The following is a 21,697-nucleotide window of genomic DNA, read 5'->3' on the forward strand; positions in this document are numbered from 1 at the left end:
TCAGCCGCGGCCGTTGGAGCGTGTGAGCAGGCTCACCAGGGCCATGAGGGCAGCGCCGGTGGCAGCAGCGATCAGCACCGATTTGATAGGGTCCTGGCGGATGTAGCTGGATGTACTTTCGGTGGCACGCAAGGCGCCGTCGTGTACCTGGTGCGTGGCTACGCGTACGCGGTCCACGCCCTTGTCGATGGCGTTGCTCACGCCGCTGATGGCTTGGTCGGCAGCGCTTTGCGCGCTATCCAGGGCTCTGTCTGCACGTTGCACGGTGGTGTCGGTGACGGATTTTTCAAACATGGTGATTCCTTGATGGAGTTACTTGGCGAAACGGGCTTTGGCCTGGGCCAGACAGTTGTCCTTGGCGGTACCGGCAAAGGTGTCGCACTTGTCTTTTTCAACCTTGTACTGCGCGTCGGACTTGTCGGTGCTGGCTTCGGTGCGGGCCGCAGCGGTCTTGTCATTGGCCTTGACCTGTGCGTCGGACGATGTGCTGTTGGCATCGGCTCGTGCGTCCTGGGTCTTCATGCGCAGTTTGGCATCGGCTTCGGCTGTGACTTCTTGGGCCTTGGCTTCGGAGACGCAGACGCTCTTGGGGTTGCCGGCCAGGTCATCGCATTTTTCCTTGGCCAGGGTGTAGGCGCTGTGTGCCTTGACCACTTCCGCTTCGTAGGTGTGCTTGCGCGAGGGCTCGTAGCGTGCATCGAGTTCGGCGCGTGCGGTCTTTTCCTGTCCCTTGGCGTCCACGATGCAGATGTCGCGAGCGTTGCCCGAGAGAGATGCGCAGGCTGCCTTGGCCGCCTTGTAGGTGCTGCTGATGCTGTTCTTGCCGGACTGGAATTCGGCTTTGGACATGGCCTGGGCCAAGGCATTGCCAGCGCAGGTCAGGCCGATGGCCAAGGCCAGGAGAGTGGAGGCAGGGTGGTGGTTCTTCATGGGGATCCTCGGGGGGTAAGTGCGTGACAGAAATGCCAGGACGTCTGTAGCTTAGGTACGCAGTGGCTTTACGTCGGTGCGTTGTCGCACAGACCATCAGAGGCTCTCTGCATACGCTTGGGGCATACATCAACACGAGGAATCACACCATGCTGGGAACCATACTTTTAATCATCCTGATCTTCATGCTCATCGGTGCTGTTCCGGCTTGGCCGCACAGCCGCGGCTGGGGCTACGGACCCAGCGGCGGACTGGGCCTGATCGTTCTGATCCTTCTCATCCTGCTGCTCACAGGCAGGATGTAACTGCATTGGCAACCCAAAGGACTTATATGAAAAACAAAATGCTATTTCGTGTGGCGCTGGTCGCCGCACTGTGCTTGTGCCAGGCCGGCGTCTGGGCCCAACCCGGACGCGGAAACGACAATGGCCGTGGCAGCGACAACGGTCGCGGCAATGACTGCGGCAATGGCCGACAAAACTGCGATCGAGGTCCGGGCAACAGCCGGGATCGTGGTGACTATCGCCATGACAACCGGCGCCAGGATATGGGCGGGCACCATGACGATGGCGAACGTGGTGCAGGCCCGGACCGTTCCTTCTATCGGGGCGAGCGACTTCCAGAGTACTACCGCGGGCGGCAATACGTAGTGGACGATTGGCGTGGTCACGGTTTGCATTCACCGCCCCGCGGCTACCACTGGGTACAAACCGGCGGTGACTATGTGCTGGTAGCCATCACCACCGGAATCATTCTGGAGCTTTTGCTCAACCGCTGAACCGTGCCTTCCATGCGCAGTCTTTCTGCACTTCCTTTTTCAGAGAAAACCAAAATGTTCGTATCCCCCATTCCCCTCCATTCCAAATCGATCCTGCAGGTTGCCATGCTGCTGCTCTTGCCTATTGCAGCCCTGGCGCAAGGTACCGTCAAGGAGGGCTATCTGCTCGACCGCGATGGCAACTTTGTCTACAGCGCAACACCAGGACAATGCTGGCACACAGGGGAGTGGACACCTGCCTTGGCGCAAGAGCCTTGCGACCCGGTAGCCAAGGCTGCCGTTCCCGCTCCCGTGGTGGTCGCCGCTGCCCCCATGGCAGAGCCTGAGCCTGCTCCGGTTCCCAAGGCCATAGTGGTGGCTACGCCTGTGCAAATGATGCGTTTCTCGGCAGACACGCTGTTCGCGTTTGACAAGGCAACCATCACGCCCAAGGGCAAGGCAGTGCTGGATGACGCCAGCGCGAAGATTCTGAGCCTCAATGGCGAGAAGGTGCGTGTGGTGGGTCATGCCGACCGCATCGGCACCACGGCCTATAACCAGAAGCTGTCCGAAAGCCGTGCCTATGCGGTGCGCGACTATCTGGTGTTCAAGGGTGTGCCAGCCACGGGCATGGAAGCCATTGGGGTCGGTGAGACCGATCCGGTGACCAAGCCCGAAGATTGCGTTGGCCGCCGCAGTGCCAAGATCATTGCCTGCCTGCAGCCTGACCGTCGTGTGGACGTGGAAGTGCAGGGCAGCAAGGCTGCTGCCACACCGTAAGTTGTTATTGGGCTGGTCGCGCCCGCGCGATCAGCTTGCCATGCGGCAGGGTGGACAGGCGGTTGAACATGTTGCGGCAGTAGCCCTTGATGGCCAGGCATTTGTTGATCTCGTCCACGGGCAGCGGGCCGGAGACCACCACCAAGTCTTCGGCACTATCCCAGGCGCCGGCAGCGCGCAGCCGCCTGCGCGTGTTGGTGGCCCAGGAGTGGATGCGTTGCGGGCTGCCATGCTCATGCAGCGTGCCGGTGCTGCGGTCAAACGCAATGGCTACCGTATCGGTCATCAGGCGCAGCTTATGCTCACCGGTGACCTTGCTGGCCGGTGTGCTCAGGTCGTACAGGTGGTAGTTTCCTTTTTTAAGCTCGTACTGCAATTGCATGACATCTCCTCGTTGAGACGATTTTGATTTGCATCGATGGCCGCGAAAGCCGGAACAAGGCGGTAAACCCCAGCCATATCCGCCACGATGTCTGCACACCGCATGTTGTAAAAGAATGACCATGAAACTTTTGAAGCACGTCACATTTGCCGCCTTGGTCCTGGCAACTGCCCAGGTCTGGACGCAGGCCAGTGCGCCACTGCAATCGATCCCTGCCCTGGATGTTTCCCGTTACCTCGGGCGCTGGTATGAGATTGCCAAATTTCCCAACCGGTTTCAGAAGAAATGCGTGTCCGACACCTCGGCCGAATACAGCCTGCTGCCTGAAGGCGGTCTGCGCGTTCTGAACCAATGCCGTCTGGAAAATGGCGAGATGGAGCAAGCGCTGGGCGTGGCGCGCCAGGTGGGCGGCAACACATCGGCCAAGTTGCAGGTGCGGTTTGCACCTGCATGGCTTTCGCTCCTGCCCTTTGTGTGGGGCGACTACTGGGTGGTCGACCTGGACGCCGCCTATGAACTGGTGGCAGTCAGTGAGCCTAAGCGCGAGTACCTCTGGATCCTGTCCCGCACGTCGACGGTCGATCCGTCGCGCTACGCTGCCCTGATGCAGAGATTGACGTCCATGGGACTGGACCTGAACAAGCTGGAAAAGTCGGTCCAGCACAGCCCCTGAAGTTCAGGTCAACACAGCCTGCGCCAACGCTGCGTAGACAGGTATGCCGAACAGTATGTTCAGCGGAAACGTCACGCCCAGACTCAGACCGAAGTACAGCGACGGGTTGGCCTCGGGCAGCGCGTAGCGCAATACCGCGGGTACCGCTATGTAGGAGGCGCTTGCCGCCAGCACCATGAGCAGCGTGCCATCACCCACCGGCAGGTTCAGCAGGTACGCCAGACCCAGTGCCAGACTGGCGTGCACCAGCGGCCCCAGCACGGCATAGGCGATCAGCGCGGGGGACTTGCCTTTGATCTGGGGCAGATTGCGCGCAGCCATCAAACCCATGTCCAGCAAAAAGAACGACAGCATGCCCTTGAACAGGTCGCCGGAGAAGGGCTGCATGGCGGCCTTGCCGGCGTCGCCGGTGATCAGCCCCACGGCCATGGCGCCCAGCAGCAGCAATTGCGCGCCGTCGGTAAAGGACTCGTGCAGGATTTTGCCCAGGGGAATGCCCGCCTTGGCCGGTTGTGTGCCCAGGGCCGCAACGCCGCCACCCAGCGCAACCACTGCGGGTGCAGCCTTGCGCCGCAATGCATTGGCAAAGATGACCGCCATGATGATGGCCGGCGACTCCATCAGGGCCATGGCCGCTGCCATGTGGCCACCATATGCCACGTGCTGGGACTCCAGGTTCTGCACCGCCGTGACAAACGTCACCGCGCTGACTGAGCCATAGGTGGCAGCCACGGCTGCAGCGTCAAAGTCGGACACAAACCGCCGCAGCACGCAATAGCCGACCACCGGGATGGTGATGGCCAGTGCCACTGCAGCAGCCAGACTCAGCCCCACATAGGCCGTGAGCCCCGAATGCGACAGGGCAAACCCGCCCTTGAGGCCCAGCGCCATCAGCAGGTACAGGGAGAGGAAGCGCGAGATGGCAGGGGGAATTTCAAGGTTGGATTTGACCGTGCCGGCCAATACGCCAAACACGAAGAAGAGGATGGCGGGATCAAGAATGTTTTGCATGGGTTACTCCTGACCCGCATCCTAGGAATTTGGTGCTATTTTGTAAAATCGATTCTCATACCATCATGAATAGATAAAACTCTATGAATATCACCTTCCGTCAACTGCGACTGTTCCTGGCATTGGCCGATACCGGCAGCGTCAGCGCGGCTGCCAAGGCCATGCATGTGACGCAGCCCACGGCTTCCATGCAGCTCAAGGAAGTGGCGCAATCCGTCGGGCTGCCGCTGTACGAGGTGGTGGGCAAGAAGATCTACCTCACCGATGTGGGCAAGGAGCTGGCCACCACGGCGCGCGCCGTGGCCCAGGCATGGGACGGGTTTGCGCAGAACGTGGATGCGATCAAGGGCCTGTCGCGCGGCAAGCTGCGTGTAGCCGTGGTCAGCACCGCCAAGTACTTCATGCCGCGTCTGATCGGCAGCTTCTGCACGCGGCATCCGGAGATTGATGTGTCGCTGCAGATTCTCAACCGCGACGGCGTGGTGCAACGCCTGCGCGAGAACCTGGATGACCTCTACATCATGTCCATGCCACCGGTGGATATGGACTTGGGCGACGAAGTGTTCATGCCCAACCCCATTGTGGTGATCGCGTCCACCACCGACCCGCTGACCAAACGCAAGCAGGTGCCCTTACAGGCACTGGCCGAGCGCCGCTTCATTTTGCGCGAAAAGGGCTCCGGCACGCGCATGGCCGGTGACCAGTTCTTCCGCAAGCAGAAGTTCCGCCCCGATGTGCGCCTGGAGCTGGGCAGCAACGAAGCGGTCAAGGAGTCTGTCGCGGGTGGCTTGGGCGTGGGCGTGGTGTCACGCCACGCGCTGCATGGTTTGCAGAAGGAGCACGGTGTGCGTGTCATCGATATCGAGGGCTTCCCGCTGACCTCGGCATGGCACATCGTGCACCCGGCTAGCAAGAAGCTGTCGCCGCTGGCACTGGCGTTCAAGCAGCATGTGCTCAAGGAAGTGAGCTGACGCACGGCCGGGCGTGCACCCTTACCGCATGGGCACTTCATCCGCCCACACCTGAAAGCGCTGCAACGTGTTGGCACCAAAGGTGGTGGCCAGTGCCACATCGCAGGCATCGCGGCCCCGGGCCATCAACACACGGCCAATGCGCGGCGTGTTGTTGCGCGCATCGAAGGTGTACCACTGGTCGCCCAGATAGGCTTCAAACCAGCCGGCAAAGTCCATGGGCGCGGGGATGGGTGGAATGCGGATGTCGCCCAGGTAGCCGGTGCAGTAGCGTGCCGGGATGTTCATGCAGCGGCAGATGGCAATGGCCAGATGGGCATAGTCGCGGCATACGCCGCGGCGCTCGTTGTAGGCCTCCCAGGCGGTGCGGGTCCGGCGTGCGTGCTGGTAGCCGAACGCAATGTGCTCGTGCACAAAGTCGCAGATCGCCTGCACCCGCTCCCAACCCATGGGGCCATGGCCAAAGCGCTGCCAGGCCATCTCGCTGAGCAAGTCCGTTTCGCAGTAGCGGCTGCCCAGCAGATACACCAGCGTGTCCTCAGGCAACTGCTCGACCGGCAGTTGCATAGCCCAGGGTGCGTAAGTATCGGGCAGGCCGCTATCGCCTATCCATGCATCGTTGTGCAACACCAGCGAGCCTGCAGGCGCCACGATGCGGCCGCAGTAATTGCCGAACATGTCGTGGTAGTAATGGATGGGCACTGGCGGATAGCTGTGCAGTTGCTCGGGCTGCAACAGGTCGGCCGCACGCGAGCTGTGCACATGCAGGGCCAGCAGCATGGGTGTGGGGGCAGGGCAGTTGAACTCGATTTCAAAGCCGACTTTCATATGGAGCATGGGATGGGTGCTTTCTGTAAAGAGTTATTCGTGGCGCAGCGCCTCGATCGGGTCCATGCGCGCAGCCCGTCGGGCCGGAAAGTAGCCAAACAGCACGCCTATGCCTGCGGAAAATACAAAGGACAGGATGTTGATCTGGATGTCGAAGCTGTAGGGTACATCCATGTAGCCCGACAGCGCAAAGGAAGCACCGGTGGCGATCAGGATGCCGATCATCCCGCCCAGTGCTGACAGCACCACCGACTCGATCAGGAACTGCAGCAGCACCTCGCGCTCCAGCGCGCCTATGGCCAGACGCAGGCCGATCTCGCGGGTGCGCTCGGTCACGCTCACCAGCATGATGTTCATGATGCCAATGCCGCCCACCAGCAGGCTGACGGCAGCCACCGCGCCCAGCAGATTGGTCAGAACGCCCATGGTGCTGGACAGCGTCTCGGCCAGTTGCTGGGTATCGAAGATGTTGAAGTTGTCGTCGTCACTCTCGGCCAGCTTGCGGCGCTCGCGCAGCAACTGGGTCAGGCTGGCCTTGAGTGGTTTGCTGTCGCTGCCTTCCTCCATGGAAATCATCAGCATGCTGACCTTGCGGCTGCCGGTGACGCGGCGCTGCAAGGTGTGCAGCGGCAGCACCACAGTGTCGTCCTGGTCGCCCGCGCCGCCCTGGCCCTTGGCCACCAGAATGCCCACCACGGTGCAGGAAAACTGTTTCACCCGCAGCAGCTGGCCCAGCCCGGTCTGCCCGATGGCGCCGCCGAAGATTTCGCGGCGCACGCTCTCGCCCACGATGCACACAGCCGAGCCGCCCAACTGCTCTTCTTCGCTGAAGATGCGCCCGCTGGCCATCACCCAGTTGCCGGTGTCAAACCAGGCGTTGGTACTGCCTACCACCGTGGTAACCCAGTTGGGCCCATTGGCCACCACCGTGGCGGAGGTACGCGCCAGCGGCGCGATGGCGCGTACGCCGCCGATTTCGCCGCCAATGGCCAGCGCATCGTTTTCGGTGAACTGCGCCACACCGCCACCGCCGTTGCCACCTTGGCGCTGGCCTGGCGACACCATCAGCAGATTCGTGCCCAGGCCGGAAATCTTGGCAGCCACCGACGCAGTCGCACCATTGCCCAGCGTCACCATGGTGATCACGGCGGACACGCCAATGACAATGCCCAGAATGGTCAGGAACGAGCGCAGCATATTGCGCTGTACCGAACGCAGGGCGAGCATGAAGACGTTGAACAGCATCAGGTGGTGCCCGCCGTGTCGGACGGTGTGGCCAGGTCGGTAGGCATCACGGTGGTCGGGTTGGTATTGGCCTCGTCCTTGACGATGCGCCCATCCAGAAAATGCACCATGCGTCGCGCGTAGGCCGCCATGTCGGGTTCGTGCGTGACCATCAGCACGGTAATGCCCTGGTCGCGGTTGAGTGCCAGCAGCAGGCCCATGATCTCGTGGCTGCGCTGCGTGTCCAGATTGCCGGTAGGCTCGTCGGCCAGTACCACGGCAGGCTCGGTCGCTATGGCGCGCGCAATGGCCACACGCTGCTGCTGGCCGCCACTGAGCTCAGCCGGTGTGTGCTTCTCCCAGCCACCCAGGCCTACCGATTCCAGGGCCTTGGCTGCCTTGGTGCGGCGCGCGACGGCATCGTCGCCGCGGTAGAGCAGGGGAAGTTCGACATTCTCTTGTGCCGAGGTGCGCGCCAGCAGGTTGAAGCCCTGGAACACAAACCCCAGGTAGCGCCGGCGCAGGCGTGCGCGCTGGTCACGCTGCAGCGATTCCACATGGGCACCCATGAACAGGTACTCGCCCGAGGTGGGTGTGTCCAGGCAGCCCAGCACATTCATCGCAGTGGACTTGCCCGATCCGCTGGGCCCCATGATGGCCACAAACTCGCCGGCGTGGATGTCGAGGTCAATGCCTTTGAGCGCCAGCAGTTCGTTCGCGCCCTGGCCGTAGCGGCGTGTGACCTGGCGCAGCTGGATCAGCAGGTCGGTCATGGGAATGTCGCCTTGTTGACGCTGCTGCTGAAAGAAACCGGCTGCAGAGCTATGTGTATGCCGCTGGCACTGGGGCAGACGGTTCCGTGAATGTCCCCCGGCCTGCGGCCTCCTCCTTTATTTCGCTGCACCATCCGCCCCAGTGCCAGCAGCAGCGAACACGACTTGTGCGAAACGTCTGAATACCTTTTGCGTGCCAACAATGGTGGTTGACTGCGGGCGGCGTGGCGCTCTGTGCGGTGATGTAAAGGAGGAGGCCGCAGGCCGGGGGACACGAACGGCACTGAGTGCCGCGTCGACCGCAGTCCGGACGCACACGCCCCGGAAACGACCGCGACTCTGGCAACCGCCATGTCAGGTATCTGTACCAAGCCACTCATTTGACGGCCTCGCTTTTCTGATCGGTGATGACCAGCATCCCCACCTTCAAGTCACCGCCCGTGATCTCGGTGTAGTGGCCGTCACTGATGCCCGGCACCACCGCCACGGCGACCGCCTTGCCGTCCTGCAATACCCAGACCTCCTTGGCACTGGCCGTGCTGGCACCTTGGGCCGCAGCATGGCGGTTGCCGCCGGGTATGCGCGGACCCATGTTGGCAAAGGCACCGCCCTTGGCTGCAGCGGCGGCCAGCGTGGAAGCGGAACTGGCGGGTGAGAAACGCAGCGCCGTGTTGGGCACCAGCAGCACGTCATCGCGCCTGGTGGCGATGATGCTGGCACTGGCCGTCATGCCGGGGCGCAGGCTCAGGTCCTTGTTGTCCACGTCCAGATAGGTGAGGTAGGTCACCACGTTGTCGGTGATGGTGGAGCCAAAGCCTACGCGCGTGATGCGTGCCGGGTACTTGCGCACCGGGTAGGCGCTGACGGTGAAGCTGGCTTCCTGGCCGGTCTTGACCACGCCCACATCGGCCTCGTCCACATAGGCCCATAAACGTAACTTGGTGAGGTCTTCTGCCAGGGTGAACAGGGTGACGGCCTGCAGCGATGCGGCCACTGCATTGCCAGGGTCTACCGTGCGGGTCAGCACGATGCCGTCCGCTGGAGCGGTGATGGAGGCCTTGGCCAGGTTGATGCGGTCCAGTGCCAGTGCAGCCTGCGAGTCGCTTACCACGGCGCGTGCGCTGTCGGCGTCGGCCACGGCGCGGTCCAGCGTAGCACGACCGCTGTCGAGTTCGCTGCGCGCAGGCACGCGGCCATTGGATATGCGTGCCACTTCTTCCAGTCGCGCCAGTGCAGCACGCGCTTCCTTGACGGTGGCGTCGGCTTGCGCCACGCGTGCGGTGGAGCCGGTGAGCGTGGCAGTGGAGCGCAGGATCTGGTCGCTCAGTTTGGCGGTATCCAGTACCACCATGACCTGGCCTTTCTTGACCTTGTCGTTCACGTCCACGCGCACCTCCAGCACGGTACCCGAGAGCTCGCTGCCGATGTTGATGGAGCGTGTCGGCTGGATGGTGCCGTTGGCCAGCACCGTCAGCGTCAGGCTGCCGCGTGCGGCGGCCTCAGTCACATAGTGTGGTGCAGCCTTGGCCAGTGCACGGCTGTGCAAGTACCACCACAGCCCGCCGCCCAGCGCCAGTGCGGCGACCAGAGACCAGACCCAGACGCGGCGGTACCAGGGTGGCGGGGTGCCCACATCCAGCAGCACGTTGATGGGGTTGGCCGTTGCGTCAGTGGCGGGCACGGTCGGCGGGCTGGTGTGTTCTTCGGTCATGGGGAGGGTGTCGGTGTGGCGCCCACAGCGGGCGCATTGGGGTTCCAGCCGCCACCGAGCGCGCTGTAGATATGGACCTGGTCGGTGCTGACGTCGGCATAGGACTGGGCCAGGCTGGTCTGGATGCTGAGCAGGCTGCGCTGGGTTTCCAGCACGACCTGGAAGTCCACCAGGCCCGCCTCAAACTGCTGCCGTGCCAGCGTTGCGGCATTACCTGCTGCCAGCGCAAGTTGCTGCAGCAGTGCCAGTTGCTCCTGGTCGGAGCGCAAGGTGCCCATGGCATCTTCCGATTGCTGCAAGGCCAGCAACTCGGCTGCGCGGTAATTGGTCTGGGCTTGTACCAGGGCGGCTTGCTGCAGGCGCACGTTGGCCTCGCCTGCGCCGCCGTCCAGTATCGGCCCCGTCAGGCTGAGCGCGAGCGCACCCACAGCGGCTGCGCTGGTGGAGAGCGCTTGCAACGTAGCAGCTCCCACACCCAGATTGGCACCCAGTGCCAGCTTGGGCAGGCGCGCGGCGCGTGCCTGCTCCACCAGGGCCAGAGATCGGTCGACTTCGAATTTGGCAGCGCGCACATCGGCTCGCATATCCAGTGCGCTGCGTGGCGTACCGGTGGGCATGCTGGGTGGCGCCTGCGGCAGTCTGCTGACGGGCAACAGTACGGTGACCAGCGCCATGGGCGGCTTGCCCAGTTGTGCGGCCAGGCTGTGCATGGCGGTATCGCGCACATTGCGCAACGGTGCCAGCTGGGCGCGGGTCTGGCCTGCGGCGACCAGGGCCTGTTCGACTTCGACATTGCCGATCAGGCCGGCCTGATTGCGCCAGCGGGTGATTTGCAGTGTCTCGAGCTGACTGGCCAGGTTGTCGCTGGCAATGGACAGGCGCACTTGCGCACTGCGCAGGCTGATGTAGGTTAGCGCCACGTTGGCGGCTACCTGGGACTGCGCTTGCCCCAGGCGCATGCGGGTGGCCTGCAAGGCCGATGTGCTGGCGTCCAGTGCGCTCCCCTGCGCACCAAAGATATCCGTGTCCAGGTTGCCGATCAGGCCGGCTTGCAACAGGTCGGTCTTGCCACCATCGCCTGTGAAGCTGCGTTGTGCGCTGGTGGAGAAGCTCAGCGTGGGGGATGTGGCAGCGGCGGCGGTGTCGCGGGCGGCCAGGGCTTGTTGTGCGGCAGCGCGTGCCAACAGGATGTCGGTATTGGCGTCCAGCGCCTGAGTGATCAGATCGGTCAGCTGCGGATCGGCAAACTGCAGCCACCATTGCGGCAGGTTGATGGGCGCGTCATTGAGGCCTATGGAGGGTGTGGACCATGTCAGTGGCACGTCCAGAGGCACGCGTTCGCGCGGGGAAGTGGGTGAGTTGGCACAGCCGGCCAGTGCCAATCCCAGCACGGCCACAAGCCACAGTCGGCTTTGCGTGCGTGCGGGATGATGGGCCATGGCAAGGAGTCCGAAGAGCCGTTCGGGCATTCAGTGCGCCGACATGCTTTGGGCCTGCAGACTGCGCAGTTGGGCCTCCAACTGTCCGATGCGGTTCAGGTAGTCCATCACGATGACCACCACAAACAAATCCAGGTCGTAGTCCAGCCGCAATTTTCCGGCTGTGCGCAAGGGCTCCAGATAGCTGATGGCAAAGGCAGGCTCCGCCTGGGTTGCGTCCACCGGCTGCAAGGCGCCGTACTCCACCAGCTCCTGCAGTTCGGCAACACTCAGGGAGCATGCAATGGACAGCTCCGCAAAGCTGACGCTGAAGGGGGCAAGTTCATCCAGGGAAGGGGCGTTCATGTCAATTTCCGGTTGAAGTGGAGCGGGGTGCAAAGGTGGAAATGCGCGAAAGCTCTTCGAGCAAGGTCTGCTCCTGGGCGCTGAGGTGCTTGGGGACATCCACACGCACCAGCGCATACATATCGCCGCGCTTGGCAGCAGTGCCCAGCGGCAGCCCGTGTCCGCGCAGGCGCAACTTCTTGCCACTGCCGGTACCCGGTGGCACGGTCAGCAGCACTTCGCCATCCAACGTGGGCACCTTGACCTCGGCGCCCAGCATGGCTTCCCATGGGGACAGCGCCAGATCAAAGTACAAATCCTGATGGTCCACCCGAAAGCGCGCGTGCGGGGTCAACTCGATGTGCAGATAGAAATCGCCATCGACCCCTCCGTTGTGGCCACGCCCACCCTTGCCGCGCAGGCGCAGTTTTTGCCCGGCGCGCACACCGGCAGGAATGGTGACTTCCAGTTCACGGCGCTCACCGTTCTCGGTGAGCACCATGTTCATGGTGGCCCCGTGCAGGGCCTGCTCCAGACTGACCAGCACCGTGTCTTCCATGTCCTGGCCGCGTTGTGGTCCACGTGCGCGGCTATGGCGTTCGCCAAACATGCCACCTTTGCTCAGGCTGTCCAGAAAGTCCGAGAGGTCCATGTCCTCAAAATGCGCGCCGCGCTGTGCGTGCTGCGGCGCATCCATGTTCGCACCCTCCACCTGGGGGCCCAGCGCGTCGTAGGCGGCGCGCTTTTCCGGGTTCTTCAGCGTGGCGTAGGCAGCGGCTGCATTCTTGAATTTCTCTTCCGCCTCAGGGTGTTTGGAGACGTCCGGGTGGTATTGGTGGGCCAGTGCCCGATACGCTTTCTTGATCTGAGCCAGATCGGCATCACGGGGCAACCCCAGCGCGGCGTAGTAGTCAACGTATTTCATGCAATGGCTCTGGTGAAGTAGCGCAAACGCAGGTACACACCCTGCACCGGAACAACACTGTTCCGGTGCAGGGTGTGCAGCACATCAGGTGGTTCCTGTTGGCTTAGAAGTGGTAACGCACACCCAGGGTGGTGTCGCTCACCCGTTCGCTGCCCGTGGTGGGGTACTTGACGAAATGCTCCTCGTACTGGAGTACGGCGGACCACTGCGGTGTGATCAGCAATTCGGCGCCAATGCCGTAAGACCAGTCGAAGCCACGTTCACCGCCAGCCATATTGCTGTTGGCGGCATCGGTGGAGACATCGGTGCGGCCATAGGTGGTGCCGACCTTGCCCAGCAGGTTGAAGCTGGCATTGAGCGGCATGCGACCAATCAGGCTCAGGTTGATGCCATCCACCTTGGTGCTGCCACCGTAGCGGTTGACCTTGCCGAAGTCGGTGTAGCCCAGTTCCACGCCGTAGTTGTGGTTGGCAAAGTAGTTGCCAATGGCAACGCCATAGGCCTGGCCTTGCTGGTTGCCACCGAACAGGCCGAAGGCCGTGATGGGGCGTGACAGGTCGGCAGTGCCAGCGCTCAGCGAGACATAGGTGTCACCGGGTGTGAGCATGGAGGCGGCAGGACCGGCGGGCTTGTAGGTCTGCTGTGCCAGTGCGGTGCCGGTACTTGCAAGTGCGGCCACAGCCAGTGCGGCGGCGGGCAGCATGCGTAGCGGCAAGGTGTTGAGGTGTTGGAGTTTGAGCATGGTGCTGATTCCTTGTGGGTTGTAGTTGAAGAACACCCTGCGAATGTGTTCCTGTTACAGCCTTTCATCTGTGCGTCAGCGCGCATTGGCATAGGTTGACCACGCCAAACCGGTGGCCGGTGCGCCAGCGCACGGACGTGCATGCAGCTAACACCTACAAACGCAGGGACCCCCAGTGACTTCACCGGGGCCCATCAGATCCATGGAGAAACACGATGACTATGTATGTAGTAAGAAACTGGGCTGCCCCTGTGATGAGCGCAATGGCCATCCTGCTGGCAGTGGGCTGCACCAGCATGAAGGCACCGGCTACGGCAGATGTGGCCGTATCCAATGCGGCAGTGACCAGTGCCAGCGGCGCCGGTGCGCTGGAATATGCACCCGCAGAAATGACGGCAGCACGCGACAAGCTGGCCTTGGCCAACAAGGCGCTTGCGGCCAAGGATTACAAGCTGGCCATGAGCCTGTCCAGCCAAGCCCAGGCCGACGCCAAGCTGGCGCAAGGCAAGGCTGACTCGGCCAAGGCACGGGCCCAGGCCGACGCGCTACAGGACGACATCCGCGTGCTGCGCGAAGAGCTGGAACGCAATAGCAAATAGTGCTTAAACCCCAAGGAAACAACCATGAAAAACTACCACCTCACACTCAGCCTGCTGGCTGCCTCCCTGCTGGCCGCGGCCTGCAGTACCACCCCATCGACCAGCCTGTTGGACCAGGCACGCGAAGACTACCGCGTCGTCCAGTCCAGCCCGAAGGCCGCAACCTATGCACCGCTGGAGCTGCAGCAGGCTGGCGACGCGTTGGCGCAGGCCAATGCGTCGGCTGACCACAAGGACAGCCAGGAAAAGGTCGACAAGCTGACCTATATCGCCAAGCAGAAGATTGCACTGGCATGGGAAGTGACCAAGCAGAAGTCGGCTGAAGCGGAAAGCGCCGATGCGGGCAAGCAGCGCGACCAGATGCTGCTGAACCAGCGCACGGCCGAAGCGGACCGCGCCAAGTTGCTGGCCCAACAAGCCCAGATGGATGCCAATGGCGCACGCCAGATCACCGAGACAGCGCAGGCCGATGCTGCGGCGGCACAGCTTGCGGCAAGGAATGCGCAGGACCGCAATGCGCAGCTGCAGGCGCAGCTCAATGAACTGGCCGCCAAGAAGACCGACCACGGCATCGTCATCACATTGGGTGACGTACTGTTTGGAACCGACCTGGCGCGCCTGAATGCCGAAGGCATGCGCAGCGCACAGAAGCTGGCCACGCTGCTGCAGCAGAACCCCAGCCGCAAGGTGTTGGTGGAAGGCTTTACCGACAGCACCGGAACCACGGCACACAACCAGGAATTGTCGGAGCGCCGTGCCAATGCCGTGCGCACTGGCCTTCTGGAAATGGGCATCGCCAGCGACCGCATTGCTATCCGCGGCAAGGGAGAAGCCATGCCTGTGGCTGCCAACGACACAGCGGCAAACCGCCAGCTCAACCGGCGCGTGGAGATATCGCTGTCAGACGAGACCGGCGCGATCCAGGCCCGCTAGCCCCAAAAGCAAAAGCGCCCCGCTTGCAGGATATGCAAGCGGGGCGCTTTTTGCGTTGTGGGCGGCTCTAGATCATCTGGTCCTTCTTCTGGAAGTACTTGCGCGCATAGGCCACCAGTTGACCATCCGTGGGGTGGTCTATGCTTTCCACGCCCACGATCTTGTCCACCAGACCTGCGTCATGGGCATGGATGTGCTTGATGAGCTGCAGCTTGGCTTGCGAAGGGCCGACGATGAGGATTTCGCTGGCGCCTTCCAGGGCTTGCACCACATGGTGGTAGTAGTCCTGGTCTTCCGGCGCGCGGCCATCGCCCAGGGTGCCCACCTTGGAATGCACCTTGTGGTGCGGGTGGTGTGGCTGGATGACGGACTTCTCCACATCATCCGGGCTGATGTGCATGACATGGGCTTGCACATGGTCGATCCAGACGATGGCGTGATAGTGGGACATGTTGCTCTCCTTGCGAAATTGTCGTTTTCATCATGCTCCTGTAGAGGTGGTTTGTGTGTTCGCCAGCACCCGAAAGCTCGCACATACACACATTGCAATGATCCAAGTCAAGAATGCAGGGACATTTCCGACCCGAATCGCTAAACTGCCTTGTACAGTAACGCCTCTACGGGAGAAATTTTGTCGAGCTTTCGGATCAATTTGCATGAGGCCATCTACTCCCTGTCGGATGCGTTGGACCTGGTAGGCGTGACGCATATCCATCACGGGAAACGAGTCGCTTACATCGCCGCCGAGATTGCAAAGTACGCTGGCTGGAGCCGGCGTCGTCTGGATGACCTGTTCCAGGGCGCCATTCTTCACGATTGCGGTGTTTCCAAGACCCAGATCCATGCCCGTCTGGCCCAGTTTGAGTGGGAGAACGAAGCAGAGCACTGCATTCTTGGTGCCGAGCTCATCGCGTCCTGCAATCTGCTGAACCCGCTGGGCAATATGGTGCGCTACCACCACACGCACTGGGAGGAGCTCAAGGGCATTGCACTCTCCGAAGAAGACAAGCTGGCTGCCAACTGCATCTACCTTGCTGACCGCATCGATATTGCGTGCCTGAATGCGCGCGGCACGTCCAGTAACCTGCTGCTGCTGAAGGACACGGTGCGCAACCGCATTCTGGAGAAGCGGGACGATTGGTTCCATCCCCTTCTGGTGGACTGCTTCATGGCGGTGTCCACCCAGGAAGGGTTCTGGTTCGCGCTGGAGAGCGAGCATGTCAGCGGCTATGTGGCGCGCTGGGTGTTCGAGTCGAACGATGTGGAGATCGACTTCCAGGTGCTGCGCAGTCTGGTACGTGTCTTCTCTCGCATAGTCGATGCCAAGAGCTCCTTCACACGCAAGCATTCCGAAGGTGTGGCTGCGCTAGCCCGCTATCTGGGGCAGATGTTTGCGCTGCCGGAGCGCACCTGCGAAATGCTGGAACTTGCCGGCCTGCTGCATGACCTGGGCAAGCTGCGCGTGCCTGATGAGCTGCTGGAAAAGCGGGGCAAGCTCACGCTGCTGGAGTACGCCAGCGTCAAGCGACACAGCTTCGATACCTACAACATCCTCAAGAATATCCATGGTCTGGAGGAGATTGCACTGTGGGCCGGGCAGCATCACGAACGCATCGATGGCAGCGGCTATCCGTACCACAAGTCCAACGGCGAAATATCGCTGGAGAGCCGCATCATTGCCACTTCCGATGTATTCCAGGCTCTGGCCCAACGACGCCCATACCGCGACCCGTTGCCGCCGGCAGAAATCCTGCTGATACTGAAAGAGCAGGCCGCGAACGGCAAGCTGGATGCAAGCGTTGTAGAAGCAATTGAAACCCATCTGGCTGAATGCCACGAGGTCGCGATATCCGGCGAGCGTTGACGGCTTGATCGCCCGGGGCGTACGGGCAGACCAAAAAATTTTAATGAGGGAGATACAAGATGAAGCTGCTACATAGGCTGGGCTTGGCACAGAAGTTTGCCATTCTGGGCACCATTGCAATCCTGATGGTCCTGCTGCCAACCACTCTGTACTTCAACCGTTCGTTGCAGGACACCCGTGCTGCACAGACAGAGGCCCGCGGCATACAGTCCTTGGTCCTGCTCAACCATCTGGTGCAGTTCACCCAGTCGCACCGAGGCCTTTCGGCAGCCATGCTGAGCGGTAACGAAGCGCTGGCCGCGCGCAGACCGGCCATGCGTGACAAGGTGGCGGCCGCCATGTCCGCACTGGATGGTGAGCTCAAGGGCGTGGGGGCGTCGCCGAAAGTCATGGGTCATTGGGAAGAGTTGCGCAAGGCGTGGTCCTCGGTCGAGCAAGGCGTCTCCAGCAAGGAGCTCAAGGCTCCCGAGAGCACCAAGTTGCACACCCAGTTGGTAGCAGGTGAGCTACTGCTGAGTGAGCAGCTCATTGATGAGTTTGGCCTCAGCCTGGACCCCAATGTGGATACCTACTTCCTGATCCAGGCCTCACTCGTCAACATGCCGTGGCTATCCGAAAACCTGGGCGTCATGCGGGCGCAAGGCAGCAGTTTCCTTACGCTGGGCAGCGTACCCCCGGAGGGCAAGGCCGTACTCACCGGCCTGCAAAATCGCGCCCGCCAGTTGCAGGGCGACATGTTCCGCAACCTGAAGAAAGCCACCGACACCAATCCCGACATGAAGAGCGCGCTGCAGTCCAGCGCGGATGCAGGCAGCGCCGCTGTGGACAAGGCACTGGACCTGGCGAGCAAGGAAATCATAGGTGCCAGCGAAGTCAAGCTGGCCGCAACCGACTACTTCGACGAGTTCACGCGCACCATTGATGGCTTGTTCGAGTTCAATGCCTTGGCCATGAAAGCGTTGACCGAGCGGTTGGAAGCCAATGCAAGCCAATTGCAGAGTCGGACCTATCTGGTGCTGCTGGTCTTGCTGGTGTGTGGCGCTGGGGCCGTGGCACTGTCCATGGCGTTCATCCGCAGCATCACCGACCCGGTGCATGAGGCCGTAGCAGTGGCCAAGGCCGTGGCCGAGGGGGATCTGACCGTGGCCGTTCCGGTGCGCGGAACCAATGAGCTGGGACAGCTGATGCTGTCATTGACCCAGATGCGGGACCACCTGGCTGGCGTGGTAGCCCGGGTGCGCCACGGTTCTGAGAGTATTGCCACTGCCAGCTCGGAAATCGCACAAGGAGACCAGGACCTTTCTGCACGCACCGAAAGCCAGGCCAGCGCGCTGGAGGAAACTTCGGCCAGCATGGAAGAGCTGGATTCCACCATCAAGCAGAACGCGGACAGCGCGCAGCAGGCCAATCAGTTGGCCATACAGGCGTCCAGCGTGGCGGTTCATGGTGGAGAGGTGGTGGGGCAGGTGGTGGACACCATGCGTGGCATCAACGAATCCAGCCGCAAGATCAGCGACATCATCGGCGTCATCGACGGCATTGCGTTCCAGACCAACATCCTGGCGCTCAACGCTGCGGTGGAGGCCGCGCGCGCAGGTGAGCAGGGCCGCGGCTTTGCGGTGGTGGCGTCCGAAGTGCGGTCACTGGCAGGACGCAGCGCGGAGGCTGCCAAGGAAATCAAGATGCTGATCACCGCCAGTGTGGAGCGGGTGGAAAAGGGAACCGACCTGGTGGACCGGGCCGGCACCACCATGCAGGAAATCGTCCAGACCATTGCGCGTCTGGCCGCCATCATGGGCGAGATCAGCACGGCCAGCAGCGAACAAAGCACCGGTGTGTCGCAGGTGGATGAAGCGGTCAAGCAGATGGATTCGGTGACGCAGCAGAACGCGGCGCTGGTGGAGCAGATCGCCGCTGCCGCCGTCAGTCTCAAGTCTCAGGCGAAGGAACTGGTGGACGTTGTGTCCATTTTTCGGTTGCCACCTTTGGGCGGAACGACCTACCTAAGCAGCTGACTTCGGCGTGTGCTGGGGAGGCAGCAGGCGCTCGCACTCCTGCTTGACGGCCAGATAGCATTCGCACACGCGCTCTTCGAGTTGGGCGCGGTCCACCACGGTGATGCTGCCGCGGGCGCAGGAGATCAGTCCGTCGTTCTGCAGCGCTGCAGCCGTCAGGCTGACGCTTTCACGCCTGACACCCAGCAGCAGCGAGATTTGTTCGTGGGTGACGGCCATCTTGTCACCCTGCAGCCGGTCTACCGTCATCAGAACCCAACGGCAAAAACGCTGCTCCACCGAATGGTGCTGGTTGCACACCGCCATTTGCGATGTCTGGACGATCAGTGCCTGCGTGTACAGCAGCGCCAGATGCTGCAGCTTGCCGCCCAGCGCGAACTCGTGCTTCATGACTTTGCGGCTCAGGCGGTAGGCCTCTCCGGCGCATTGCACCTCGGTGCTGGAAGGAAGGCTGTCACCGCCCATGTAGATGGAGATGCCGATCAGCCCTTCGTTGCCAACCAGCGCAATCTCGCTGGATGAACCATCTTCGAGTGCATAGATCAAGGAAACAATGCCGGAGGTGGGAAAGTGCAGGTAGTTGACATGGTCGCCAGACTCAGACATGGTCCATCGTCGTGGCAAGGGCACTCGCTCCAGGTCAGGTAGCAGTCGCGCATAGTCTGCCGCTGGCAGTGCGGCAAGGATCTGGTTCAGGCGGGGATCGGGGGCGGTGTGGGGAAGTGCTTTGGTCAAATAGACTTTATTAGGTTTCGAGCGTCCGTTTTGCTATACGGGATGCTCCCATGGTACTCCTGACCCAAAAGCATTGCCTTCGGTAGTGCGAATAGCCAGCCGAAGTTGGCTCCCTGTCACGGAAATGCAATGACTTTCTGCAAAGCTTGTCACTCAAGCCACACGGGAATATCCATGCTCAAATCAGAATCCGGCGCCGCTGCCTGGTTCAGCGCTGCGTCTATCAAGTTGGCGCACGTTGGTCCGTTCCATGCAGGCGGTGGAAGAAATGCCTATCTGAATTCCAAATCAATGCAAGAGCCTCCGTCCGTGAGGCAGTTGCACCAGGTTCTGACACCGGTACAGGGTTCCATGCTCTGCAGCGAAGTGCTCAAGCTGTTCCTTGAAAACGAAGACCTTGCAGCGCTTCCGGTGGTCGACGACGAGGAGAGGCCCTATGCGCTGATCGAGCGCTACGCCTATATCGAGTATTTCAGTCGCCTGTATTCCAACGAGCTTTTTGGAAAGAAGCGGCTCGATCAGCTCGGGGACGAGGTCGAGTTCATCAACATGCAACCGATTGTGGTGGATGCGGCTACCAGCATTGACGACGTGGCAGCCATCATCATCGACGCCGGCATGCGCCATATGGTCAGCGGTTTTGTGGTGACCTTGAACGACAGATACCTGGGCGTGGGAAACGGGCACGACCTGCTCAACCACATCACCCAGCGCAAACAGGCGGAGCTCTACTACCTGGCGCATTACGACCAGTTGACGCAAATCCCCAACCGCATGCTGATGAACGATCGCCTGCAGATGGCTTGCCGGGAGTGCGATCGAAACAACACGCTGGTTGCCGTCATGTTCATCGACGTGGATCGCTTCAAGCAGATCAACGACACCATGGGGCACCGCTTTGGCGACTTTCTGCTGCAGGCCGTTGCCGAGCGGCTGGGCAATTGCATACGCGGCAATGACACCGTGGCCCGCCTGGGTGGTGACGAGTTTGCAGTCCTGCTGCAGAACCTGGAGCTGGCCAGCGATGCCAACATCACCGCGCAACGGATCGTGGAATCCTTTGCGGCTCCTTTCAATATTCTGGACCGCGAGGTATTCATTACCGTCAGCCTGGGGCTGTCCGTGTACCCGACGGACGAGAAGAACAGTGACAACCTGTTGGCAAAGGCCGACGCTGCCATGTACGAGGCCAAGGTGAGTGGCCGCAATGCCTACCGCATCTACCGGCCCGGACTGTCCATGCATTCCACCGACAACCTGTCGCTGGAGGCGGAACTCCGTCACGCGATTGAACGCAAGGAGCTGGTGCTGCACTACCAGCCGCAGGTGAGCGTGACCACGGGCGCCATTGTCGGTGTCGAAGCCCTGGTCCGCTGGCAACACCCGCGCAGGGGACTGCTGCTGCCGTCTGCCTTCATCGGAATCGCAGAGAACAGCGGAATGATTGTTGACATCGGCAAGTGGGTCCTGCAGGAAGCCTGTCAGCAGCAGAGTGCCTGGCACACCAGCCACAAGCTGCCGCTGCGCATGGCCGTCAACATCTCGGCTGTGCAGTTCCGCCGCGAGGACTTCATCGACACGGTGCGCGCCACCATTGTGGAAACGGGCGTAGACCCTGGTTGCATTGAGCTGGAGTTGACCGAGAACGTCGCGATGCATCACGCAGATGAAGTCCTGCACACCTTGCGCGAACTCAAGGGCATTGGCGTCAAGCTCGCCATCGATGACTTTGGCACCGGCTTTTCCAACCTCAGCTATCTGCAGCGCTTTCCTTTTGATCGTCTGAAAATTGACCAGTCCTTCGTGCGGGGGATTGACACCTTGCCCGCTAACCGGGCCATCGTGCATGCCATCGTGTCCCTGGCCAGAAGCCTCTCGCTGGAGGTGGTGGCCGAAGGCGTGGAAACCGCAGCCGAGTTCACGCAGATCAATGCCTGTGATGAAGTGCAAGGCTATTTCCATGCCCGGCCCATGCCTTCCGCCGATTTACAAGCCCGGTTCCTTGCGGCGTACGAAGGTGCACATGGACGCGGTGTGGATTCACTGCAGATATGTTGAGTGAAATCGGTTAGCTACTGAAA

General features: G+C 61.6%; 24 protein-coding genes. 10 read left to right on the forward strand and 14 right to left on the reverse strand.

The annotated features are described in order from the left end of the window. Both AC1RMF_RS19850 and AC1RMF_RS19855 read right to left on the reverse strand, forming a co-directional pair. Nucleotides 1-294 (reverse strand): hypothetical protein, encoded by a 294-nt coding sequence (locus tag AC1RMF_RS19850; RefSeq protein WP_493143765.1) that lies wholly within the window; start codon nucleotides 292-294, stop codon nucleotides 1-3. An 18-nt stretch (nucleotides 295-312) separates the two neighbouring features. Continuing rightward, on the reverse strand, nucleotides 313-930 hold the full coding sequence (locus AC1RMF_RS19855; protein ID WP_493143767.1) for a hypothetical protein: 618 nt from the start codon (nucleotides 928-930) through the stop codon (nucleotides 313-315). Nucleotides 931-1,079: 149 nt separating this feature from the next. Here AC1RMF_RS19855 and AC1RMF_RS19860 point away from each other — a divergent pair, with 149 nt between their 5' ends. Genes AC1RMF_RS19860 through AC1RMF_RS19870 form a run of 3 tightly spaced genes read left to right on the forward strand, consistent with a single transcriptional unit; the run spans nucleotide 1,080 to nucleotide 2,467 of the window. Continuing rightward, nucleotides 1,080-1,235, forward strand: coding sequence for a DUF3309 family protein (locus AC1RMF_RS19860; RefSeq protein WP_342618352.1), 156 nt, complete (start codon nucleotides 1,080-1,082; stop codon nucleotides 1,233-1,235). 26 nt (nucleotides 1,236-1,261) lie between these two features. Further along, complete coding sequence (locus AC1RMF_RS19865; RefSeq protein WP_493143769.1) at nucleotides 1,262-1,708, forward strand: RcnB family protein; 447 nt, start codon at nucleotides 1,262-1,264, stop codon at nucleotides 1,706-1,708. Nucleotides 1,709-1,762: 54 nt separating this feature from the next. Next, complete coding sequence (locus AC1RMF_RS19870) at nucleotides 1,763-2,467, forward strand: OmpA family protein (protein ID WP_493143771.1); 705 nt, start codon at nucleotides 1,763-1,765, stop codon at nucleotides 2,465-2,467. Nucleotides 2,468-2,471: 4 nt separating this feature from the next. Here the strand turns inward: AC1RMF_RS19870 and AC1RMF_RS19875 are convergent, their stop codons facing one another. Then, nucleotides 2,472-2,849, reverse strand: coding sequence for a hypothetical protein (locus tag AC1RMF_RS19875; protein WP_342618349.1), 378 nt, complete (start codon nucleotides 2,847-2,849; stop codon nucleotides 2,472-2,474). A gap of 121 nt (nucleotides 2,850-2,970) precedes the next feature. On the opposite strand from AC1RMF_RS19875, the gene AC1RMF_RS19880 reads away from it, so the two are divergent. Then, nucleotides 2,971-3,522: a lipocalin family protein gene (locus AC1RMF_RS19880; RefSeq protein ID WP_493143772.1), complete on the forward strand. Its 552-nt coding sequence runs from the start codon at nucleotides 2,971-2,973 to the stop codon at nucleotides 3,520-3,522. Between the two features lie 3 nt (nucleotides 3,523-3,525). On the opposite strand, the gene AC1RMF_RS19885 is transcribed toward AC1RMF_RS19880, so the two are convergent. Continuing rightward, on the reverse strand, nucleotides 3,526-4,533 hold the full coding sequence (locus AC1RMF_RS19885; protein ID WP_493143774.1) for a sodium-dependent bicarbonate transport family permease: 1,008 nt from the start codon (nucleotides 4,531-4,533) through the stop codon (nucleotides 3,526-3,528). Nucleotides 4,534-4,616: 83 nt separating this feature from the next. On the opposite strand from AC1RMF_RS19885, the gene AC1RMF_RS19890 reads away from it, so the two are divergent. Beyond that, entirely contained in the window at nucleotides 4,617-5,504 is an 888-nt protein-coding gene (locus tag AC1RMF_RS19890; protein WP_493143775.1) for a LysR family transcriptional regulator, read from the forward strand. 21 nt (nucleotides 5,505-5,525) lie between these two features. Here AC1RMF_RS19890 and AC1RMF_RS19895 read toward each other — a convergent pair whose 3' ends face one another. The 8 genes from AC1RMF_RS19895 to AC1RMF_RS19930 form a co-directional block, all read right to left on the reverse strand. After that, complete coding sequence (locus AC1RMF_RS19895) at nucleotides 5,526-6,341, reverse strand: transglutaminase-like domain-containing protein (protein ID WP_493143777.1); 816 nt, start codon at nucleotides 6,339-6,341, stop codon at nucleotides 5,526-5,528. A gap of 24 nt (nucleotides 6,342-6,365) precedes the next feature. Next, nucleotides 6,366-7,577: an ABC transporter permease gene (locus tag AC1RMF_RS19900; protein WP_493143779.1), complete on the reverse strand. Its 1,212-nt coding sequence runs from the start codon at nucleotides 7,575-7,577 to the stop codon at nucleotides 6,366-6,368. Further along, a complete protein-coding gene (locus tag AC1RMF_RS19905) occupies nucleotides 7,577-8,329 on the reverse strand; it encodes an ABC transporter ATP-binding protein (RefSeq protein WP_493143780.1) in 753 nt (250 codons plus the stop codon). Before AC1RMF_RS19905 ends, AC1RMF_RS19900 begins: the two co-directional genes overlap by 1 nt. Before the next feature lie 376 nt (nucleotides 8,330-8,705). Next, a complete protein-coding gene (locus AC1RMF_RS19910) occupies nucleotides 8,706-10,040 on the reverse strand; it encodes an efflux RND transporter periplasmic adaptor subunit (protein WP_493143781.1) in 1,335 nt (444 codons plus the stop codon). Next, nucleotides 10,037-11,479 carry an efflux transporter outer membrane subunit gene (locus AC1RMF_RS19915; RefSeq protein ID WP_493143783.1) on the reverse strand — a complete coding sequence of 481 codons (1,443 nt, stop codon included), beginning with the start codon at nucleotides 11,477-11,479 and terminating at the stop codon, nucleotides 10,037-10,039. Before AC1RMF_RS19915 ends, AC1RMF_RS19910 begins: the two co-directional genes overlap by 4 nt. A gap of 30 nt (nucleotides 11,480-11,509) precedes the next feature. After that, nucleotides 11,510-11,824 (reverse strand): chaperone modulator CbpM, encoded by a 315-nt coding sequence (locus tag AC1RMF_RS19920; protein ID WP_493143785.1) that lies wholly within the window; start codon nucleotides 11,822-11,824, stop codon nucleotides 11,510-11,512. Nucleotide 11,825: 1 nt separating this feature from the next. Beyond that, on the reverse strand, nucleotides 11,826-12,728 hold the full coding sequence (locus tag AC1RMF_RS19925) for a DnaJ C-terminal domain-containing protein (RefSeq protein ID WP_493143786.1): 903 nt from the start codon (nucleotides 12,726-12,728) through the stop codon (nucleotides 11,826-11,828). Between the two features lie 103 nt (nucleotides 12,729-12,831). Next, on the reverse strand, nucleotides 12,832-13,470 hold the full coding sequence (locus AC1RMF_RS19930; RefSeq protein WP_493143788.1) for an outer membrane beta-barrel protein: 639 nt from the start codon (nucleotides 13,468-13,470) through the stop codon (nucleotides 12,832-12,834). A 215-nt stretch (nucleotides 13,471-13,685) separates the two neighbouring features. On the opposite strand from AC1RMF_RS19930, the gene AC1RMF_RS19935 reads away from it, so the two are divergent. Both AC1RMF_RS19935 and AC1RMF_RS19940 read left to right on the forward strand, forming a co-directional pair. Further along, nucleotides 13,686-14,069, forward strand: a complete 384-nt coding sequence (locus AC1RMF_RS19935; protein WP_342618337.1) for a DUF4398 domain-containing protein — start codon at nucleotides 13,686-13,688, stop codon at nucleotides 14,067-14,069. A gap of 24 nt (nucleotides 14,070-14,093) precedes the next feature. Beyond that, nucleotides 14,094-15,002, forward strand: coding sequence for an OmpA family protein (locus AC1RMF_RS19940; protein WP_493143789.1), 909 nt, complete (start codon nucleotides 14,094-14,096; stop codon nucleotides 15,000-15,002). A 67-nt stretch (nucleotides 15,003-15,069) separates the two neighbouring features. On the opposite strand, the gene AC1RMF_RS19945 is transcribed toward AC1RMF_RS19940, so the two are convergent. Beyond that, nucleotides 15,070-15,453 carry a translational machinery protein gene (locus AC1RMF_RS19945; protein ID WP_493143791.1) on the reverse strand — a complete coding sequence of 128 codons (384 nt, stop codon included), beginning with the start codon at nucleotides 15,451-15,453 and terminating at the stop codon, nucleotides 15,070-15,072. A 180-nt stretch (nucleotides 15,454-15,633) separates the two neighbouring features. Here AC1RMF_RS19945 and AC1RMF_RS19950 point away from each other — a divergent pair, with 180 nt between their 5' ends. Together AC1RMF_RS19950 and AC1RMF_RS19955 are read left to right on the forward strand one after the other, a co-directional pair. Next, the gene (locus tag AC1RMF_RS19950) at nucleotides 15,634-16,866 is read left to right on the forward strand and encodes an HD domain-containing phosphohydrolase (protein ID WP_493143793.1); all 1,233 of its coding nucleotides are present in this window, start codon (nucleotides 15,634-15,636) and stop codon (nucleotides 16,864-16,866) included. A 59-nt stretch (nucleotides 16,867-16,925) separates the two neighbouring features. After that, nucleotides 16,926-18,881: a methyl-accepting chemotaxis protein gene (locus AC1RMF_RS19955; protein ID WP_493143795.1), complete on the forward strand. Its 1,956-nt coding sequence runs from the start codon at nucleotides 16,926-16,928 to the stop codon at nucleotides 18,879-18,881. On the opposite strand, the gene AC1RMF_RS19960 is transcribed toward AC1RMF_RS19955, so the two are convergent. Continuing rightward, nucleotides 18,870-19,616, reverse strand: coding sequence for a Crp/Fnr family transcriptional regulator (locus tag AC1RMF_RS19960; protein WP_342618332.1), 747 nt, complete (start codon nucleotides 19,614-19,616; stop codon nucleotides 18,870-18,872). The genes AC1RMF_RS19955 and AC1RMF_RS19960 overlap by 12 nt on opposite strands. A gap of 174 nt (nucleotides 19,617-19,790) precedes the next feature. On the opposite strand from AC1RMF_RS19960, the gene AC1RMF_RS19965 reads away from it, so the two are divergent. Then, the gene (locus AC1RMF_RS19965) at nucleotides 19,791-21,674 is read left to right on the forward strand and encodes a putative bifunctional diguanylate cyclase/phosphodiesterase (protein ID WP_493143797.1); all 1,884 of its coding nucleotides are present in this window, start codon (nucleotides 19,791-19,793) and stop codon (nucleotides 21,672-21,674) included. The last annotated feature ends 23 nt before the right edge of the window (nucleotides 21,675-21,697 follow it).

The sequence above is a fragment of the Rhodoferax sp. GW822-FHT04A08 genome (assembly GCF_058801025.1).

Excerpts from the sequence above, each read along its gene's own strand:
- AC1RMF_RS19850 (WP_493143765.1), bottom strand. The coding sequence starts at position 294 with ATGTTTGAAAAATCCGTCACCGACACCACCGTGCAACGTGCAGACAGA.
- AC1RMF_RS19855 (WP_493143767.1), bottom strand. The coding sequence starts at position 930 with ATGAAGAACCACCACCCTGCCTCCACTCTCCTGGCCTTGGCCATCGGC.
- AC1RMF_RS19895 (WP_493143777.1), bottom strand. The coding sequence starts at position 6,341 with ATGCTCCATATGAAAGTCGGCTTTGAAATCGAGTTCAACTGCCCTGCC.
- AC1RMF_RS19890 (WP_493143775.1), top strand. The coding sequence starts at position 4,617 with ATGAATATCACCTTCCGTCAACTGCGACTGTTCCTGGCATTGGCCGAT.
- AC1RMF_RS19930 (WP_493143788.1), bottom strand. The coding sequence starts at position 13,470 with ATGCTCAAACTCCAACACCTCAACACCTTGCCGCTACGCATGCTGCCC.
- AC1RMF_RS19945 (WP_493143791.1), bottom strand. The coding sequence starts at position 15,453 with ATGTCCCACTATCACGCCATCGTCTGGATCGACCATGTGCAAGCCCAT.
- AC1RMF_RS19910 (WP_493143781.1), bottom strand. The coding sequence starts at position 10,040 with ATGACCGAAGAACACACCAGCCCGCCGACCGTGCCCGCCACTGACGCA.
- AC1RMF_RS19865 (WP_493143769.1), top strand. The coding sequence starts at position 1,262 with ATGAAAAACAAAATGCTATTTCGTGTGGCGCTGGTCGCCGCACTGTGC.
- AC1RMF_RS19925 (WP_493143786.1), bottom strand. The coding sequence starts at position 12,728 with ATGAAATACGTTGACTACTACGCCGCGCTGGGGTTGCCCCGTGATGCC.
- AC1RMF_RS19870 (WP_493143771.1), top strand. The coding sequence starts at position 1,763 with ATGTTCGTATCCCCCATTCCCCTCCATTCCAAATCGATCCTGCAGGTT.
- AC1RMF_RS19880 (WP_493143772.1), top strand. The coding sequence starts at position 2,971 with ATGAAACTTTTGAAGCACGTCACATTTGCCGCCTTGGTCCTGGCAACT.
- AC1RMF_RS19860 (WP_342618352.1), top strand. The coding sequence starts at position 1,080 with ATGCTGGGAACCATACTTTTAATCATCCTGATCTTCATGCTCATCGGT.
- AC1RMF_RS19935 (WP_342618337.1), top strand. The coding sequence starts at position 13,686 with ATGACTATGTATGTAGTAAGAAACTGGGCTGCCCCTGTGATGAGCGCA.
- AC1RMF_RS19885 (WP_493143774.1), bottom strand. The coding sequence starts at position 4,533 with ATGCAAAACATTCTTGATCCCGCCATCCTCTTCTTCGTGTTTGGCGTA.
- AC1RMF_RS19875 (WP_342618349.1), bottom strand. The coding sequence starts at position 2,849 with ATGCAATTGCAGTACGAGCTTAAAAAAGGAAACTACCACCTGTACGAC.
- AC1RMF_RS19905 (WP_493143780.1), bottom strand. The coding sequence starts at position 8,329 with ATGACCGACCTGCTGATCCAGCTGCGCCAGGTCACACGCCGCTACGGC.
- AC1RMF_RS19920 (WP_493143785.1), bottom strand. The coding sequence starts at position 11,824 with ATGAACGCCCCTTCCCTGGATGAACTTGCCCCCTTCAGCGTCAGCTTT.
- AC1RMF_RS19955 (WP_493143795.1), top strand. The coding sequence starts at position 16,926 with ATGAAGCTGCTACATAGGCTGGGCTTGGCACAGAAGTTTGCCATTCTG.
- AC1RMF_RS19940 (WP_493143789.1), top strand. The coding sequence starts at position 14,094 with ATGAAAAACTACCACCTCACACTCAGCCTGCTGGCTGCCTCCCTGCTG.
- AC1RMF_RS19900 (WP_493143779.1), bottom strand. The coding sequence starts at position 7,577 with ATGCTGTTCAACGTCTTCATGCTCGCCCTGCGTTCGGTACAGCGCAAT.
- AC1RMF_RS19965 (WP_493143797.1), top strand. The coding sequence starts at position 19,791 with ATGCTCAAATCAGAATCCGGCGCCGCTGCCTGGTTCAGCGCTGCGTCT.
- AC1RMF_RS19915 (WP_493143783.1), bottom strand. The coding sequence starts at position 11,479 with ATGGCCCATCATCCCGCACGCACGCAAAGCCGACTGTGGCTTGTGGCC.